This window comes from Streptomyces sp. MspMP-M5 (assembly GCF_000373585.1).
In the GTDB taxonomy this organism is placed as follows: Bacteria; Actinomycetota; Actinomycetes; order Streptomycetales; family Streptomycetaceae; genus Streptomyces.
This window is the reverse complement of sequence record NZ_KB891878.1, coordinates 105,125-118,494: the sequence shown is the minus strand read 5'-3', so window position 1 is coordinate 118,494 and position 13,370 is coordinate 105,125. Positions and strand designations below refer to the sequence as shown.

Annotated in this window: 11 protein-coding genes; 4 read left to right on the top strand and 7 right to left on the bottom strand. The window is 74.1% G+C overall.

Annotation, left to right across the window (positions count from 1 at the left end):
* Positions 1-63 precede the first annotated feature (63 nt).
* Positions 64-852 (top strand): SDR family oxidoreductase, encoded by a 789-nt coding sequence (locus tag B073_RS0108715; RefSeq protein ID WP_018537702.1) that lies wholly within the window; start codon positions 64-66, stop codon positions 850-852.
* 1 nt (position 853) lies between these two features.
* Positions 854-1,762: an SDR family oxidoreductase gene (locus B073_RS0108710; RefSeq protein WP_018537701.1), complete on the top strand. Its 909-nt coding sequence runs from the start codon at positions 854-856 to the stop codon at positions 1,760-1,762.
* 528 nt (positions 1,763-2,290) lie between these two features.
* Here the strand turns inward: B073_RS0108710 and B073_RS0108705 are convergent.
* Entirely contained in the window at positions 2,291-2,479 is a 189-nt protein-coding gene (locus B073_RS0108705; RefSeq protein ID WP_018537700.1) for a hypothetical protein, read from the bottom strand.
* 159 nt (positions 2,480-2,638) lie between these two features.
* Between B073_RS0108705 and B073_RS0108700 the strand changes: the two genes are divergently transcribed.
* Positions 2,639-3,532 (top strand): DMT family transporter, encoded by an 894-nt coding sequence (locus B073_RS0108700; protein ID WP_018537699.1) that lies wholly within the window; start codon positions 2,639-2,641, stop codon positions 3,530-3,532.
* A gap of 45 nt (positions 3,533-3,577) precedes the next feature.
* On the opposite strand, the gene B073_RS0108695 is transcribed toward B073_RS0108700, so the two are convergent.
* The 5 genes from B073_RS0108695 to B073_RS0108675 form a co-directional block, all read right to left on the bottom strand.
* On the bottom strand, positions 3,578-4,600 hold the full coding sequence (locus B073_RS0108695) for a TolB family protein (protein ID WP_018537698.1): 1,023 nt from the start codon (positions 4,598-4,600) through the stop codon (positions 3,578-3,580).
* Positions 4,597-5,991: an MFS transporter gene (locus tag B073_RS0108690; protein ID WP_018537697.1), complete on the bottom strand. Its 1,395-nt coding sequence runs from the start codon at positions 5,989-5,991 to the stop codon at positions 4,597-4,599. Before B073_RS0108690 ends, B073_RS0108695 begins: the two co-directional genes overlap by 4 nt.
* A gap of 5 nt (positions 5,992-5,996) precedes the next feature.
* Positions 5,997-6,890 carry an alkaline phosphatase family protein gene (locus B073_RS0108685; RefSeq protein WP_018537696.1) on the bottom strand — a complete coding sequence of 298 codons (894 nt, stop codon included), beginning with the start codon at positions 6,888-6,890 and terminating at the stop codon, positions 5,997-5,999.
* Between the two features lie 133 nt (positions 6,891-7,023).
* Entirely contained in the window at positions 7,024-7,983 is a 960-nt protein-coding gene (locus B073_RS0108680; RefSeq protein WP_018537695.1) for a trypsin-like serine peptidase, read from the bottom strand.
* Positions 7,984-8,087: 104 nt separating this feature from the next.
* The gene (locus tag B073_RS0108675; RefSeq protein ID WP_018537694.1) at positions 8,088-9,254 is read right to left on the bottom strand and encodes a CaiB/BaiF CoA transferase family protein; all 1,167 of its coding nucleotides are present in this window, start codon (positions 9,252-9,254) and stop codon (positions 8,088-8,090) included.
* Positions 9,255-9,384: 130 nt separating this feature from the next.
* On the opposite strand from B073_RS0108675, the gene B073_RS0108670 reads away from it, so the two are divergent.
* Positions 9,385-10,803: a tetratricopeptide repeat protein gene (locus B073_RS0108670; protein ID WP_018537693.1), complete on the top strand. Its 1,419-nt coding sequence runs from the start codon at positions 9,385-9,387 to the stop codon at positions 10,801-10,803.
* A 15-nt stretch (positions 10,804-10,818) separates the two neighbouring features.
* On the opposite strand, the gene B073_RS0108665 is transcribed toward B073_RS0108670, so the two are convergent.
* Complete coding sequence (locus tag B073_RS0108665) at positions 10,819-13,242, bottom strand: SpoIIE family protein phosphatase (protein WP_018537692.1); 2,424 nt, start codon at positions 13,240-13,242, stop codon at positions 10,819-10,821.
* Positions 13,243-13,370: the final 128 nt, after the last annotated feature.

Sequence of the window (13,370 nt, the reverse complement as noted above, 5' to 3'; positions counted from 1 at the left end):
TTTCCACCAAGCGTTTGTTAGGTAGGAAGTTAGCAGCGGATCGCCCGCCGCGGGAGGTACCAGTTGTCCCTGAACCTCGATCTGTCCGGACGGGTCGCCGTCGTCACCGGCGGCACCCGGGGCGTCGGCGCCGGCATCGCCCGCGCCTTCCTCCAGGCCGGCGCGGAGGTCGTCGTCTGCGCCCGACGCCCCCCGGACACCCCCGTCGCCGCGGACGGCCGCACCGCCCGCTTCCACCCCCTCGACCTGCGCCAACCCGCTGACGTCCGGAACTTCTTCGGCGCCGTCGCGGCCGACCACGGCCGCCTGGACTGCCTGGTCAACAACGCCGGCGGCACCCCCTACCGGCTGCTCGGCGCGACCGCGGCGGAACGCCACGCCCGGGTCGTCGAACTCAATCTGACCGCCCCGATGACCGCCTCGCTCGCAGCCTACGAGGTGATGCGCGGCCAGCCGGACGGCGGCTCGGTGATCATGATCGGCAGTGTCAGCGGCACCCGGCCCTCGCCCGGCACCGCCGCCTACGGCGCCGCCAAGGCCGGCCTGGACCACCTCGCCCGCTCGATGGCCGTCGAGTGGGCGCCGCACGTCCGCGTCAACACCGTCGTCCCCGGCATGGTCCGCACCGAACGGAGCGCCCTCCACTACGGCGACGAGGCCGGCGTCGCCGCGGTCGCCGCCACCGTCCCGCTCGGCCGGCTCGCCGAACCCGCCGAGATCGGCGCCGCCTGCGTCTTCCTCGCCTCCGTCCGCGCCGGCTACGTCAGCGGCGCCAGCCTGCTCGTCCACGGCGGCGGGGAACGCCCCGCCTTCCTCGACGCCGCCACCGTCAACCACCCCGAGGAGTCATGAGATGACCGGAATCTGCACCGGACGCGTCGCCGCCGTCACCGGGGCCGGCCGGGGCCTGGGCCGCGCCCACGCCCTCGCGCTAGCCGCCGAGGGCGCCGTCGTCGTCGTCAACGACCTCGGTGTGGCGGCCGACGGCACCGGCGGCTCCACCGGGCCCGCCCAGCAGGTCGTCGACGAGATCCGGGCACACGGCGGCCGGGCCGTCGCACACACCGGCGACATCACCACCGACGACGGCGCCCGCTCCCTCGTCACCGCCGCCCTGGACACCTTCGGCCGCCTGGACGCGCTGGTCAACAACGCCGGGTTCCTGCGCGACCGGATGCTGGTCAACCTCGGCGAGGACGACTGGGACGCGGTGCTGCGGGTCCATCTCAAGGGCCACTTCCTGCCCCTCAAGCACGCCGCCGCGCACTGGCGGGCCGAGACCAAGGCCGGGCGGACGCCCGACGCCCGGGTCGTCAACACCAGCTCCGGCGCCGGCCTGCTGGGCAGCGTCGGCCAGGCCAACTACTCGGCAGCCAAGGCCGGCATCCTCGGCCTGACCCTCGTCGCCGCCGCCGAACTGGCCCGCTACGGCGTCCAGGTCAACGCCCTCGCCCCGGCGGCCCGCACCCGGATGACGGAGCGGGCGTTCGCGTCGGCGATGGCCCCCGTGGAGGGTGCCTTCGACGCCATGGCCCCGGAGAACGTCTCCCCGCTCGTCGTCTGGCTCGCCGCGGCGGACAGCGCCGGCGTCACCGGCCGGGTCTTCGAGGCCGAGGGAGGCCGCATCACGGTGATGGAAGGGTGGCGGCCCGGACCGACGCGCGACAAGGGCGCCCGCTGGGATCCCGCGGAGGCGGGCGCCGTGGCCCGCGAGTTGCTTGCAGCGGCGGAGCCGATGCGGTTGGTGTACGGCGTCAGCTGATCGCCGCTCCCGGTTTCCCCGCCGCGGGGGTTCGCCTTTTTGCGCCTGGCGGCGCGGGTCCGCTGCGCGGGGCTGTTCGGCCGCGGTGCCGGGTCTGCGGGGCAGGGGGTGTGTCCGGACTGCTTCGCTTTACGTCCGGACACACCCCCTGCCCCTCCGACCCGTCCCCTCCCGTGGGTAGTCATGGAAGACGGTGGGTGGGGCTGGCGTGAGTGGTCCCGTGCGGGTCGCTGATCATCGACGGTCACCCCTCAGTCCGGGGCCTGTACTGGCCCACCGGGCATGAGCTTCAACCGGCCTGAAATCCAACCCTCAACGGGAGGTGGCGGGGCTGCGGGGTAGGGGTGTGCCGGACGTAAAGCGAAGCAGTCCGGCACACCCCTACCCCGCAGACCCGCCACCGCACCCGACAGCCCCGCGCAGCGGAGAACAAGCCCGCGCAGCGGACCAACAACGCCCGCGAAGCGGGCCGGCAAACGCGCCGTCAGGCGCAAAGGCGAGCGCCGCCGGGCGCAAGAAAGGCGAACCCTACGGCGGGAACGCCGACAACGTGCGGGCGAACAGGCCCGGCGGCCCCGGAGCCACCGTACGGGGGGCGGTCCCGCCGGCCCCCGGCGAGACGGCGTCGGGCCCGGACGTCAGAACGACCGCACAGCCGGCCGCAGCCAAGGCCGCGGCGGCCAGCGTGGTGGCGAGGAAGGGAGCGAAGCGGCGCACCGTCTCACCGTGCGGGAGGTCCGCCGGCTGGCCAAGCGACGCGCCGGGGTGTCACGCGGAAGAACGACAGCGGCGGACCCTCCTGTACGACCGTGCCGGGCGGCTCGGGCGGGCTGCGGTTAGCGTCGGGGCGGGGTCCGGCGACGGAGAGGTGGGCGCGTGGCCATCTGGGCGGCCGTCGTGTTCGCGGTGCTCGCGGCGGCGAGCAACGCGCTGTCCACAGTGCTGCAGCGCCGTGCCGCGCGCACCGTGCCGGTCTCCGGCCGGCTGCGGATCGGGCTGATCGCCGACCTGCTGCACCGTGCGGCGTGGCTCGCCGGGATGCTGATGGTGCTGCCGGCCGCCGCGTTCCAGGCACTGGCGCTGCTGATGGGCCCGCTGTCGGTGGTCCAGCCGCTGTTCGTGCTGGAGTTGCCGCTGGCCCTGCTCATGGCGCGAGCGGTGCTGGGCAGGCGGGTCTCCGGGCGCGGCTGGGCCGGGGTGGGGCTGCTGGTCGTCGGGCTGGGCACCGCGCTGGGCGCCGCCGCGCCCACCGCCGGGCGCGACCACGCTCCGTTGAGCCGCTGGATCCCCGCGCTGATCGTGTGCTACTCGGTGATCGCCACGGTGGTCGGCGCCGGGCTGCGGCGCGGGGCCGGCAGTGTCCGCGCCGCCTGTTTCGGCGCGGCGACCGCGATCGGCTATGCGCTCACCGCCGCCCTGCTCAAGGACGCCACGCATGCCTGGGCGAGCGGCGGCCCGGCCGAGTTCTTCACCTCCTGGCAGGCATATGGTTTCGCGCTGACCGGGGCCCTGGCGCTGTTCATGATGGAGAACGCCATGCAGTCCGGCCCGTTGACCGCCTCTCAGCCGGTGCTCACCCTCGGTGACGCGCTGATCAGTCTGTCGCTGGGGGTGACGCTGTTCGACGAGCGGGTCCGGGCCGGGTGGTGGCTGCTGCCCGAGGCGCTGGGCGTCGGCCTGGTCCTGTGGGGCGCGGTCCTGATGTCCCGGGTCTCGCTCGCCCAGGATCTGGCGACGGGTCAGACCGGTGAGCGGCCGGCACGGTCCTGATCCATCGGACAGCACACCCGGGCCGGTCGTTGCGGTGGCCGGGCGTCAGCCCGTATAGGCGGGGGCGACCGCCGACGTCATCAGGCGGTGGGCGGTGCCGGAGCCGTCGGCGGGGACCGTCCACAGGTCCGAGCCGTAGTCGCCGGGCATCGCGTAGACCAGGGTGCCGCTGCCGGACCAGAGGGCCTGGTCGTCGATGTTGCGGTGCTCGGCGGTGGCGGTCTCCTTCATGGTGGCGAGGTCGAGGACGTAGAGCCGCCAGGGGGCGTCCGGGGAGGCGCCGGGGACGCGTTTCTTGTAGGCGATACGGGTGCCGTCGGGGGAGAGCGAGGGGCATTCGACGTTGCCGTGGAGGGTGGTGAGGGTGCGGGTGGTGCGGTCGCCGCGGACGAGGTAGGTGCGGCCGCCGGTGGCGAGGGTGGCGTAGAAGTGGGTGTCGTCGGCGAAGGTGACGCCCCAGATGTTGAGGTCGGAGGCGTGGTACGGGTGGCCGTCCTTGGTGACGGCGTACTCCTCCAGGTTGTCGTCCAGCGCCCCGGTGCGGATGTCGGCGATCGCCGTGCGGGTGGAGAAGGCGGTGCCGGCGTACGAGTCGCCGCTGACGAAGACGGTCCAGGCGACCAGGTGGCCGGAGGGGGAGACCCGGGACCGGGTCGGGATGCCGGGTGCCGGGAAGCTGTGGCGTATGTGGAGGTGGGAGTCGAGCACCACCGCCCGGTAGGTGTCGGTGAGTGTGCCGCGCTCGGCCTGGAGGCAGATGGCGGTGCCGGCGGCGGCGTGGAAGCGCAGGCATTTCACACCGGAGGCGGTGCGCGGTGCGTCGGGGTGTCCGGCCGGGACCGCGGCGATCTCGTCGCGGTGCGGGCCCCAGGCGAGGTTGCGCACCAGCAGCTGCCGTGCTCCGGATGGCCGGAGGGTGACGTCGCCGGTGCGGACCGGCGGCCCGTCGGCCTGCTGCCGGTCGCGGACGGCGGACCGGTCGGCGGCCCGCAGCACCGCCGCGGCGCCGACCGCCGTCAGCAGTACCACCGCGAAGAGCAGCACGGCCAGGCGGGTCCTGCGGTTCATCGGGGTGCTCCGTGGGGGATGTGGGGATCGTCGTGGGCGATGTGGCCGGTGTCCGGGGTGTCGGTGGTCCTGAGCAGGCGGGCGGCGACGAGGGCGGCGGACGCCAGTGCCACGGCGGCCATCGCCAGTGCGGCCCGCCCGTTCCAGAAGCTCCAGGCCGCGCCGAACGCCAGCGAGCAGACGAACCGGGCCAGTGCCTGGCCGGTCCCCACCAGGGCCTGGCCGGCGCCCAGGTGCTCCGCCGGGACCGCGCCGGCGGTGGCGGCGGCCAGCACCCCGTCGGTGGCCGCGTAGAAGGCGCCGTGCAGGACGAGCACCGGGACCACGGTGGCCGGGCCGTGCAACGGGGCGAGCACCAGCGCGTAGGCCAGGAGCAGCGCGGCGTGGCCGGCCAGGAAGAGCCGGCGGCGTCCGACGCGGTCGGCGAGCGCGCCCAGTGGCACGGCGAGCAGCAGGAAGGTCGCGGCGGTGCCGAGCGGCAGCAGCGGGAACAGGTCGGCGGGGACGCCCAGTTGGCGCTGGAGGAGAAGGAAGAGGAAGGCGTCGCTGACGGTGGTGAGGCCCAGGAGCGCGGCGCACAGGGTCAGCCGGCGCAGTGCGGGGCGGCGCAGCAGGGCGAGGGAGTCGCGCAGGGTGGGGCGCGGGTGAGCGGGCGTCGATGCGATGCCTGTGTCTGTGCCTGTGCCGGTGCCTGTGTTTGTGTCTGTGCTTGTTCCTGTGTTGGTGGTGGCGGGGCTTGACGGGACGAAGAGGACCAGCACCAGTACGCCCAGTGCCGCTACGCACGCGCTCACGGTGAACACCGCGTCGTAGCCGTCGACCGCGACCCGCAGTACCGCGAACGCCACCAGGGGCCCGAGCAGCGCGCCGGCGGTGTCCATGGCGCGGTGCACGCCGAACGCCCGGCCGCGGTGTTCGGGCCGGGTGGCCAGCGAGATCATCGCGTCCCGGGGCGCGGTGCGCAGGCCCTTGCCGGCGCGGTCGGCGGCCAGCACGGCGCTGATCGCCGGCAGTCCCCGGGCGAGCAGCAGCAGCGGCTTGCACACGGCCGACAGGCCGTAGCCGATGCCGGCCACCACCTTGTGCCGGCGTCCGCCGCCGTCGGCGAGATGGCCGCCGGCGAGCCGGACCAGCGCCCCCACGCCGTTGTTGATGCCGTCCAGCAGGCCGAAGCCGAGCGGGGACAGTCCGAGGGCGGTGACGACGTAGAGCGGCAGCACCGCGGTGATCATCTCCGCGGAGACATCGGTGATCAGGCTGACCGCGCCGAGCGCCAGCACCGTACCGGGCACCGCGGACCGCCGCCCCGGGCGGGTGCTGCCCGGGGCGGCGGTCGGACCGGTGGCGCCGGCCGAAGGCGTCGTGCTGTTGCGGGAGTCCGCGAGGTACACGGGCGTCAGTTCCAGATGCCGGTGATGTCGGAGGCGGCGGCGGCGTTGCCGGCGTGGCCGGTCAGGCCGGCGAGGTCCTCCAGGGTGCGCAGGACGTTGTAGTGGTTGTAGCTGGTGTCGCTGGAGCTGCCCGGCGCCACGTGGGCGCCGTAGAACAGTGTCGGGATGCGGTTGCCGGACAGGCGGTCGTCCTCGTCGAAGGTGACGGCGAGGATGCTGTTGTGGCTCCTGGCCCACTCCGCGTAGCCGCTGAGGTTGTTCTTCGTCCAGGTGTCGCCGGTGCCCACCGAGCAGTCGTGCATGTCGTTGCAGAGGTCCGGGATGACGAAGGACACCTTCGGCAGGGTGCTGTAGTCGGACGGGAACTGGTCCATCGTCTTCGCGGTGGACGTCGGCACGTTGGAGAAGCCGAACCACGGGTTGTGTTTCTGTGCGTAGTCCCCGCTGCTGCACTTGGTCGAACCCTGGCTCGGCAGGCCCTCGTTGTAGCTCGCCCAGGTCTGGCCGGCGGCGAGCAGCTCGGAGCCGAGGTTGGGCGCGGACATCGAGCCGACCGGTACGCAACTGTCGTCGGTGCGCCCCTGGTTGGAGCCGGAGAACACCATGTAGTAGTTCGGTTCGCTGGGGTGGGTGAGGGCGAACGACTGGGTGAGGACGGCGCCGCCGTCCTTGAGGGAGTTCAGGTAGGGCGCGCTGGAGCTGTCCATCACCTGGTCGTAGGCGTGGTTCTCCAGCATCACCACGACCACGTGGTCGGGGGAGGGGAGCCCGGCCGCCTGCGCGGACGCGGTGGAGCCGGTGGTGGCCCACAGCGCGAGCGAGGTGGTGGCGAGGGCCGCGGCGCCGGCCAGCGCGGTGAGGGTGCGCCGGGTGCGCTTGCGCGCCTTGACTGCGGTCATGACTGTCCTCCGGACGGGAGTCACGAGCGGATGGGGGGAGGGGCGCGGTAACCCTAGAAGCGGCCGGATGGACTCGGCCGCTTCCACCGGATGAAGAACAGGCGAACGAACGGTCCCGGGGTGTGAGGGTGGGTCAGGCCGCGGGGCGCGGTGCGGCCGGGGTGTCGCCGTGTACCGCGTGCAGGTACAACAGCAGCGTGTCGAGGGTGAAGTACGCGCTGTAGGAGATGTCCGGGGTGTCGCCGCCGGTGTGGTAGCCGCCGATCACGCCGATGACGGCGTAGCCGCCGAAGTCCCGTACGAGGAAGGGGCCTCCGGAGGTGCCGCCGATGTAGCCGGCACAGGGGATCTCCAGGAAGTCCCCGGGGGCGGCCGGGTCCGTGCTGGTGTAGCGGTGGGTGGCGGAGGCGCAGTCCAGCGGCTCGGGGTAGCGGGCGTCGCTGCTGCCGGGGTAGCCGATGAGGCGGACGTCGGGGTGGTCGTACCCGGGGTAGGGGCGGAGGTCGAAGCCGCCGGTGATCCGCTGGACTTGGGCGCCGTCCTTGCGCGGGCCGACCCGGACGACCGCGTAGTCCCAGCGGGCGCCGCCGTCCGTCCCGAGGTCGTAGTAGTGCTGGTCGAGGTAGATCCGCTCGACGGGGTAGATGCCGTGCGGCTTGAGCCCGTCGTGGTACTGAGGCACGAACGAGAGGTACTTCTTCGGGTCGGGGGAGAGCAGGCAGTGGCCCGCGGTGAGGACGAGGTTCCGGTGCGGGCTGCGGATCACCGTGCCGCCGCAGAACCGGCCGGTGTTGCTGCCGTCCGTCCAGAAGAACGTCCCCACCTGGGGCAGGCCCTGGAAGGGGTGGCTGGGCGGGACCGGCGCGGCCGCCGGCCGTGCCTTCGCGGTCTTCGCCCCCTTTTCCACTACGGGTTCGGCGGCCTCCATGCGCCGCGCGGTCCAGTACGCGTCGACGCCGGAGGCCGGGCCGCCCGGCGCCGCGGCGGCGTGGGCGGGCGGCTCGGGCACCGCGAGCAGGGCCAGGACGAGCACCAGCAGTACGGCCAGCGGCGCGGCGGTCGATCTGCCGCGAGCGGCGAGGGGTCTGCCCATGGACGGCTTCCTTTCGGAGGAGGAGAGGCCCGCTCGTCCGGAGCCGGACGAGCGGGCCGGCGCCGACATGGTCGTACGGCGGAAGGCGGCTGGCCAGAGGAGCGTCAGCGGTTGCCGTCCGTTTTCCGTTCCGTGGCGTCGAGTTCCGCCAGAATGTGCTCCCGGTCCTCGTCCAGGGCCGGGATCCGGTCCATCCGGGGCTCCCGGCCGGCGACGGTCACCGGCGGCAGCAGGGCGTCCAGCGGGCCGACGGGGGAGTCCACGGTGCGCCAGCGGTCCCGGGCGGCGAGCTGCGGGTGCGCGGTGAACTCCGCGACGTCCCGCAGCCGGGCGTGCGCGATCCGGGCGCCGGCCAGCCGCCGTTCGATCTCCTCGGCCGGCAGCCGTGCGAACCGCTCCTCGATCCGCTGCCGCAGCTCCTCGCGGTGCGCGACCCGGGCGGAGTTCCGGTCGAAGCGCGGATCGGCCGCCAGTGCCGGGAGTTCCAGCACCTGCGCGCAGAACGCGGCCCACTCCCGCTCGTTCTGGACGCCGAGGAAGACCCGCCCGCCGTCCGCCGCGCGGTAGGGCCCGTACGGGGCGATGGCGGCGTGCTCGGCGCCGGAGCGGGGCGGGGTGGTGCCGCCGTAGCGGGTGAAGTAGGCCGGGTAGCCCATCCATTCGCCCAGTGCCTCCAGCATCGACACCTCTAAGGCGCCGCCCCGGCCGGTGCGCTCGCGCTCGTAGAGGGCGGTGAGGATGCCGGTGTAGGCGTACATCCCGGCGGCGATGTCGGCCACCGGGATTCCGATCTTGGCCGGTTCCGGCGGGGTCCCGGTCAGCGACATCGCCCCGGCCTCGCACTGCACCAGCAGGTCGTACGCCTTGGCGTGCGCGTACGGGCCGCCGGTGCCGTAGCCGGAGATGCCGCACACCACGAGCCGGGGGTGGGCCGCCAGCAGCGCCCCGGCGTCCAGGCCCAGCCGCTCGGCGGCCCCGGGCGCGAGGTTCTGCACGAAGACGTCGGCACGGGCGAGCAGCCGGCGCAGCACCGCGGCGTCGTCGGCGCGCTTGACGTCCAGCGCGATCGACTCCTTGTTGCGGTTGAGCCAGACGAAGTGGCTGGACATCCCGCGCACCGTCTCGTCGTAGCCGCGGGCGAAGTCGCCGGTCCCGGGGCGCTCCACCTTGATGACCCGGGCGCCCAGGTCGGCGAGTTGGCGGGTGGCGAAGGGTGCCGCGACCGCCTGTTCGAGCGCGACCACGGTGATGCCGTCCAGAGGGAGGAGCATATGCGGACCTTTCCAGAAGAGGCGGGGCGGAGCCGGGCGAGAGGGGTACCTATGTGCCCGTGGATCCGTACCGAGGGATCCACGGATCCGGCAGGATCCCGCGGCACCCCCACGACCCGCAGGAGTCACCATGACAGCCGACCGGCACGGGCACGCCATGACCGACACCGGCACCGAGGCCCTCGGCCACTACGAACAGGCCCTGGACGACCTGCTGTTCTTCCGTCCCCGGATCGAGGAGACCGCGCGCTCGCTGCTGACCGCCGCGCCGCGCTCCCCGATGGGCCACGCCCTCGTCGCGTATCTGGGCGTGCTGGGCACCGAGGAGGCGTACGCGGCGGCCGCCCGCGACGTCTTCACCGCCTTCCGCGCCGGCCTGGACACCGACCGCCTCACCCCGCGCGAGCGGATGCACCTGGCCGCCGGGGAGGCGTGGCTGGACGGCGACTTCCGCACCGCCGGCCGGATTCTCGGCGAGATCACCGTCGCTCACCCGCGCGATGTGCTGGCCCTCTTCGCCGGCCATCACCACGACTTCCTCACCGGCGACGCGCTGCGGCTGCGCGACCGGGTCGGCGGCGCGCTGGACGCCTGGGACGAGGACGACCCGCACTACGGCCCACTGCTCGGCATGTACACCTTCGGCCTGGAGGAGAACGGCCACTACGAACACGCCGAACAGACCGGCCTGGCCGCCCTGGAGCGGCGCCCGCGGGACGTCTGGGGCATCCACGCCGTGGCGCACACCTACGAGATGCGCGGCCGCTTCGGCGACGGCACCCGTTTCCTGGACGCCCGCACCGACGCCTGGTCCGACGGCACCCTGCTCACCGTCCACAACTGGTGGCACTACGCCCTCTTCGCCATGGAGGCCGGCGACACCGCCCGCGTCCTGGAGATCTACGACGCCGCGGTGCACAACGGCGACTCCCCGGACGTCGCCATGGAACTCATCGACGCGGCCGCGCTGTTGTGGCGTCTGTACCTCGCCGGGGACGACCAGGGTGAGCGCTGGGCCGCGGTCGCCGACGCCTGGGAGCGCCGCGACGACGGCCCGCACTACGCCTTCAACGACGCCCACGCGGTGATGGCGTACGTCGGCGCGGGCCGCTTGGAACGGGCCGAGCGGCTCGTCCGGGACCGCGAGCGGTGGCTGGCGCGGACCCCGGCCGGCCCGGCGCCCGCCAACCGCGCGATGACCGCCGACATCGGCCTGCCCGTCTGCCGGGCGCTGCTCGCCTACGGCCGCAAGGACTTCGCCGGCGCCACCGCGCTGCTGCTGCCGGTCCGCCACCGCCTGAACGACTTCGGCGGCAGCCATGCCCAGCGCGACGCCGTCCAGCGCACCCTGGTCGAGGCCGCGCTGCGGGCCGGCCACCACGACCTGGCCCGCACCCTGCTCAGCGAACGCAGCCGGCTGCGGCCGGTCTGCCCCTACAACTGGTCGGCCAAGGCCCGTCTGGAGGAGCAGGCGGGGGCACCGGAGCGGGCGGCGGCGGCCCGGGCGCGGGCCGCGGCGCAGGCGGCGGGCGCCGCGCTCGCCGGGTGAGCCGGGCCGGGCGGCTCAGCTCAGCAGCTGCTCCGCCCAGATGATCTTGCCGTCGGTGGTGTAGCGGGTGCCCCAGCGGTGGGTGAACTGGGAGATCAGGAACAGCCCCCGGCCGCCCTCGTCGGTCGTCCGCGGATGCCGCAGGTACGGGGAGGTGCTGGAGCCGTCGCACACCTCGCAGATCAGGGTGTGCTCCAGGATCAGCCGCAGCAGGATCGGCCCCGACCCGTACCGGATCGCGTTGGTGACCAGTTCGCTGACCACCAGCTCGGTGGTGAACTCCAGGCCCGGCAGGCGCCATTCGGTGAGCTGCCGGGTGGCCATCTCGCGGGCCCGGCCCACCACGGCCGGGTCGGCGGCCAGTTCCCAGGAGGCGACGCGGTCCCGGGCCAGGCCGCGGGTCCGGGCCAGCAGCAGCGTGACGTCGTCGTGCTGACGCGGCGGCACCAGCGCGCCGAGCACCGACTGGCCCAGCGCGTCGAGGGAGTCCCCCGGCGCGGCCAGCGCGCGCAGCAGCCGCTCCTTGGCCGGTGCGCCCGCGTCGGCCAGCAGCCCGTCGGTGTAGAGCGCGAGCAGGCTGTCCTCCTTCACCGTCACCTCCAGGGCCTCGAACGGCAGCCCGCTGACGCCCAGTTGGGGGCCGACCGGAAGCTCGGCGAAGGCGGCGGTGCCGTCGGGGGCGACGATGACCGGCGGCGGGTGCCCGGCGCTGGCCATGGTGAAGCAGCGGCCGACCGGGTCGTAGACCGCGTACAGGCAGCTGGTGCCCACCGCCCCGGCGTCGGCCTGGCCGCCCTCCTCCGACACCCGGCCGACCAGGTCGTCGAGGTGGGCGAGGAGTTCCTCCGGGCGCAGGTCCAGGGCGGCGAGGGTCTGTACCGCGGTGCGCAGCCGCCCCATCGTGGCGATCGCGCCGATACCGTGCCCGCGGACCTCGCCGACCACCAGCGCCAGCCGGGCCCCGGACAGCGGGATCACGTCGAACCAGTCGCCGCCCACCCCGGCCAGCTCGTCGGCGGGCCGGTAACTGGTGGCCAGGGACAGCGCGCTGTGCTCAGCGACGCCCTGGGGCAGCAGGCTGCGCTGGAGGGTGAGCGCCGCCTCGCGTTCCCGGGTGTAGCGGCGGGCGTTGTCCAGGCAGATCGCGGCCCGGGCCACGAACTCCTCGGCCAGCCGCTGGTCGTCCGGGCCGAACGGCTCGCGGCGCTGCCCGCGGAAGAAGCTGGTGACGCCCATCGTCGTGCCGCGCGCCCGGATCGGCACCACCATCGCGGTGTGCAGGCCCTGTTCCCGCAGGGCGCGCCGGCGGCCGCCGGGGACGTCCGCGGCCCACTCCACCCCCTTCGGGTCCAGCCATTCCACCCGCCACGACCTGCCGTCGACCAGTGCCCGTATGGGCGGGGACCAGGAGTGGTACGACGCCAGGTCGCCGACCGCGACGACCGCTTCGGGCAGGCCGGCCCGGGCGGACTGCTGGCCGCCGCGGCGCAGTGCGACCCGGTCCGCGTCGCCGGGCGGGCCGGTGAGCGGGTCGCCGCCCCGGATCACCGAGTCCAGCAGGTCCACGGTGACGAAGTCGGCGAGGTCCGGCACCGCGACGTCCGCCAGCTCCTGCGCGGTGTGCAGCACGTCGAGGGACTGGCCGATGGCGGTGCCGGCCCGGTCCAGCAGGGTCAGCCGCTGGCGGCTGCGGTACCGCTCGGTGATGTCGATGACGGTGTAACACACGCCGAGGGGGCGGCCGTTGCCGTTGTCGAGCCGGACGAAGGACATCGCGTGGGCGCGTTCGTGGTGGGGTTCGGACCGCGGGCGGCCGATGTGCTCGTAGCCCAGGATCGGTTCGCCGCTCTCCAGGACGCGCCGCATCTGCGCCTCCAGCGCCTCGGCGTCCAGGCCCGGCTGGATGTCGGCCAGCCGCCGCCCGATCCGGTCCCGCGCCGGGCCGCCGCCGAAGCGCTCCAGCGCGAGGTTGGACCAGACGAACCGCAGATCGGTGTCGACCACGGCCATCCCGACCGGCGTCTGCATCAGCAGCTTCTCCAGTACCGCCCGGCTCATCTCCCAGCCCGGGAACGAGGACGCCTCGGCGGCCACCACCAGCCAGTGCGCGGTGCCCTCGCCGTCGGTCACCCGGGCCAGCTGCACCATGACGTCGAGGGGGGCGCCGTCCTTGCGCCGGGCGGTGAGCGTGCCGCTCCAGCCGCCGTGCGCCCGGCACTCGGCGGCGAGCCCGGACAGCCGCGCGGCGTCGCCCGGCACCAGAAGCCCGGCGGCGGCCCGCCCCACCACGTCGGCGGCCGGGTGGCCGAGGAGCCGCACCGCACCGTCCGGCCAGCTCTCCACGCGTCCCCGGGCGTCGCACAGCACCAGGGCGGCGTCGGCGATGTCGAGCGGCGCCGCCGGCCGCCCGCCGTGGCCGTGCTCCTCGAAGTCCACCATCTCAGCCGTTCCGTCTCTGCCGGACGATCTGGGCCAATGCCTTATGTGTGGTGTTTACCCCATCTGAGGGTACTGGCCCCGGGGGTTTCGGACCCTCCTAGGGCGGGTGTCGGAAGTCCCGCCTGCCC

Coding starts and splice junctions, on each gene's coding strand:
- B073_RS0108685 (WP_018537696.1), bottom strand. CDS start 6,890: ATGACCGCAGTCAAGGCGCGCAAGCGCACCCGGCGCACCCTCACCGCG.
- B073_RS0108680 (WP_018537695.1), bottom strand. CDS start 7,983: ATGGGCAGACCCCTCGCCGCTCGCGGCAGATCGACCGCCGCGCCGCTG.
- B073_RS0108695 (WP_018537698.1), bottom strand. CDS start 4,600: ATGAACCGCAGGACCCGCCTGGCCGTGCTGCTCTTCGCGGTGGTACTG.
- B073_RS0108710 (WP_018537701.1), top strand. CDS start 854: ATGACCGGAATCTGCACCGGACGCGTCGCCGCCGTCACCGGGGCCGGC.
- B073_RS0108670 (WP_018537693.1), top strand. CDS start 9,385: ATGACAGCCGACCGGCACGGGCACGCCATGACCGACACCGGCACCGAG.
- B073_RS0108665 (WP_018537692.1), bottom strand. CDS start 13,242: ATGGTGGACTTCGAGGAGCACGGCCACGGCGGGCGGCCGGCGGCGCCG.
- B073_RS0108675 (WP_018537694.1), bottom strand. CDS start 9,254: ATGCTCCTCCCTCTGGACGGCATCACCGTGGTCGCGCTCGAACAGGCG.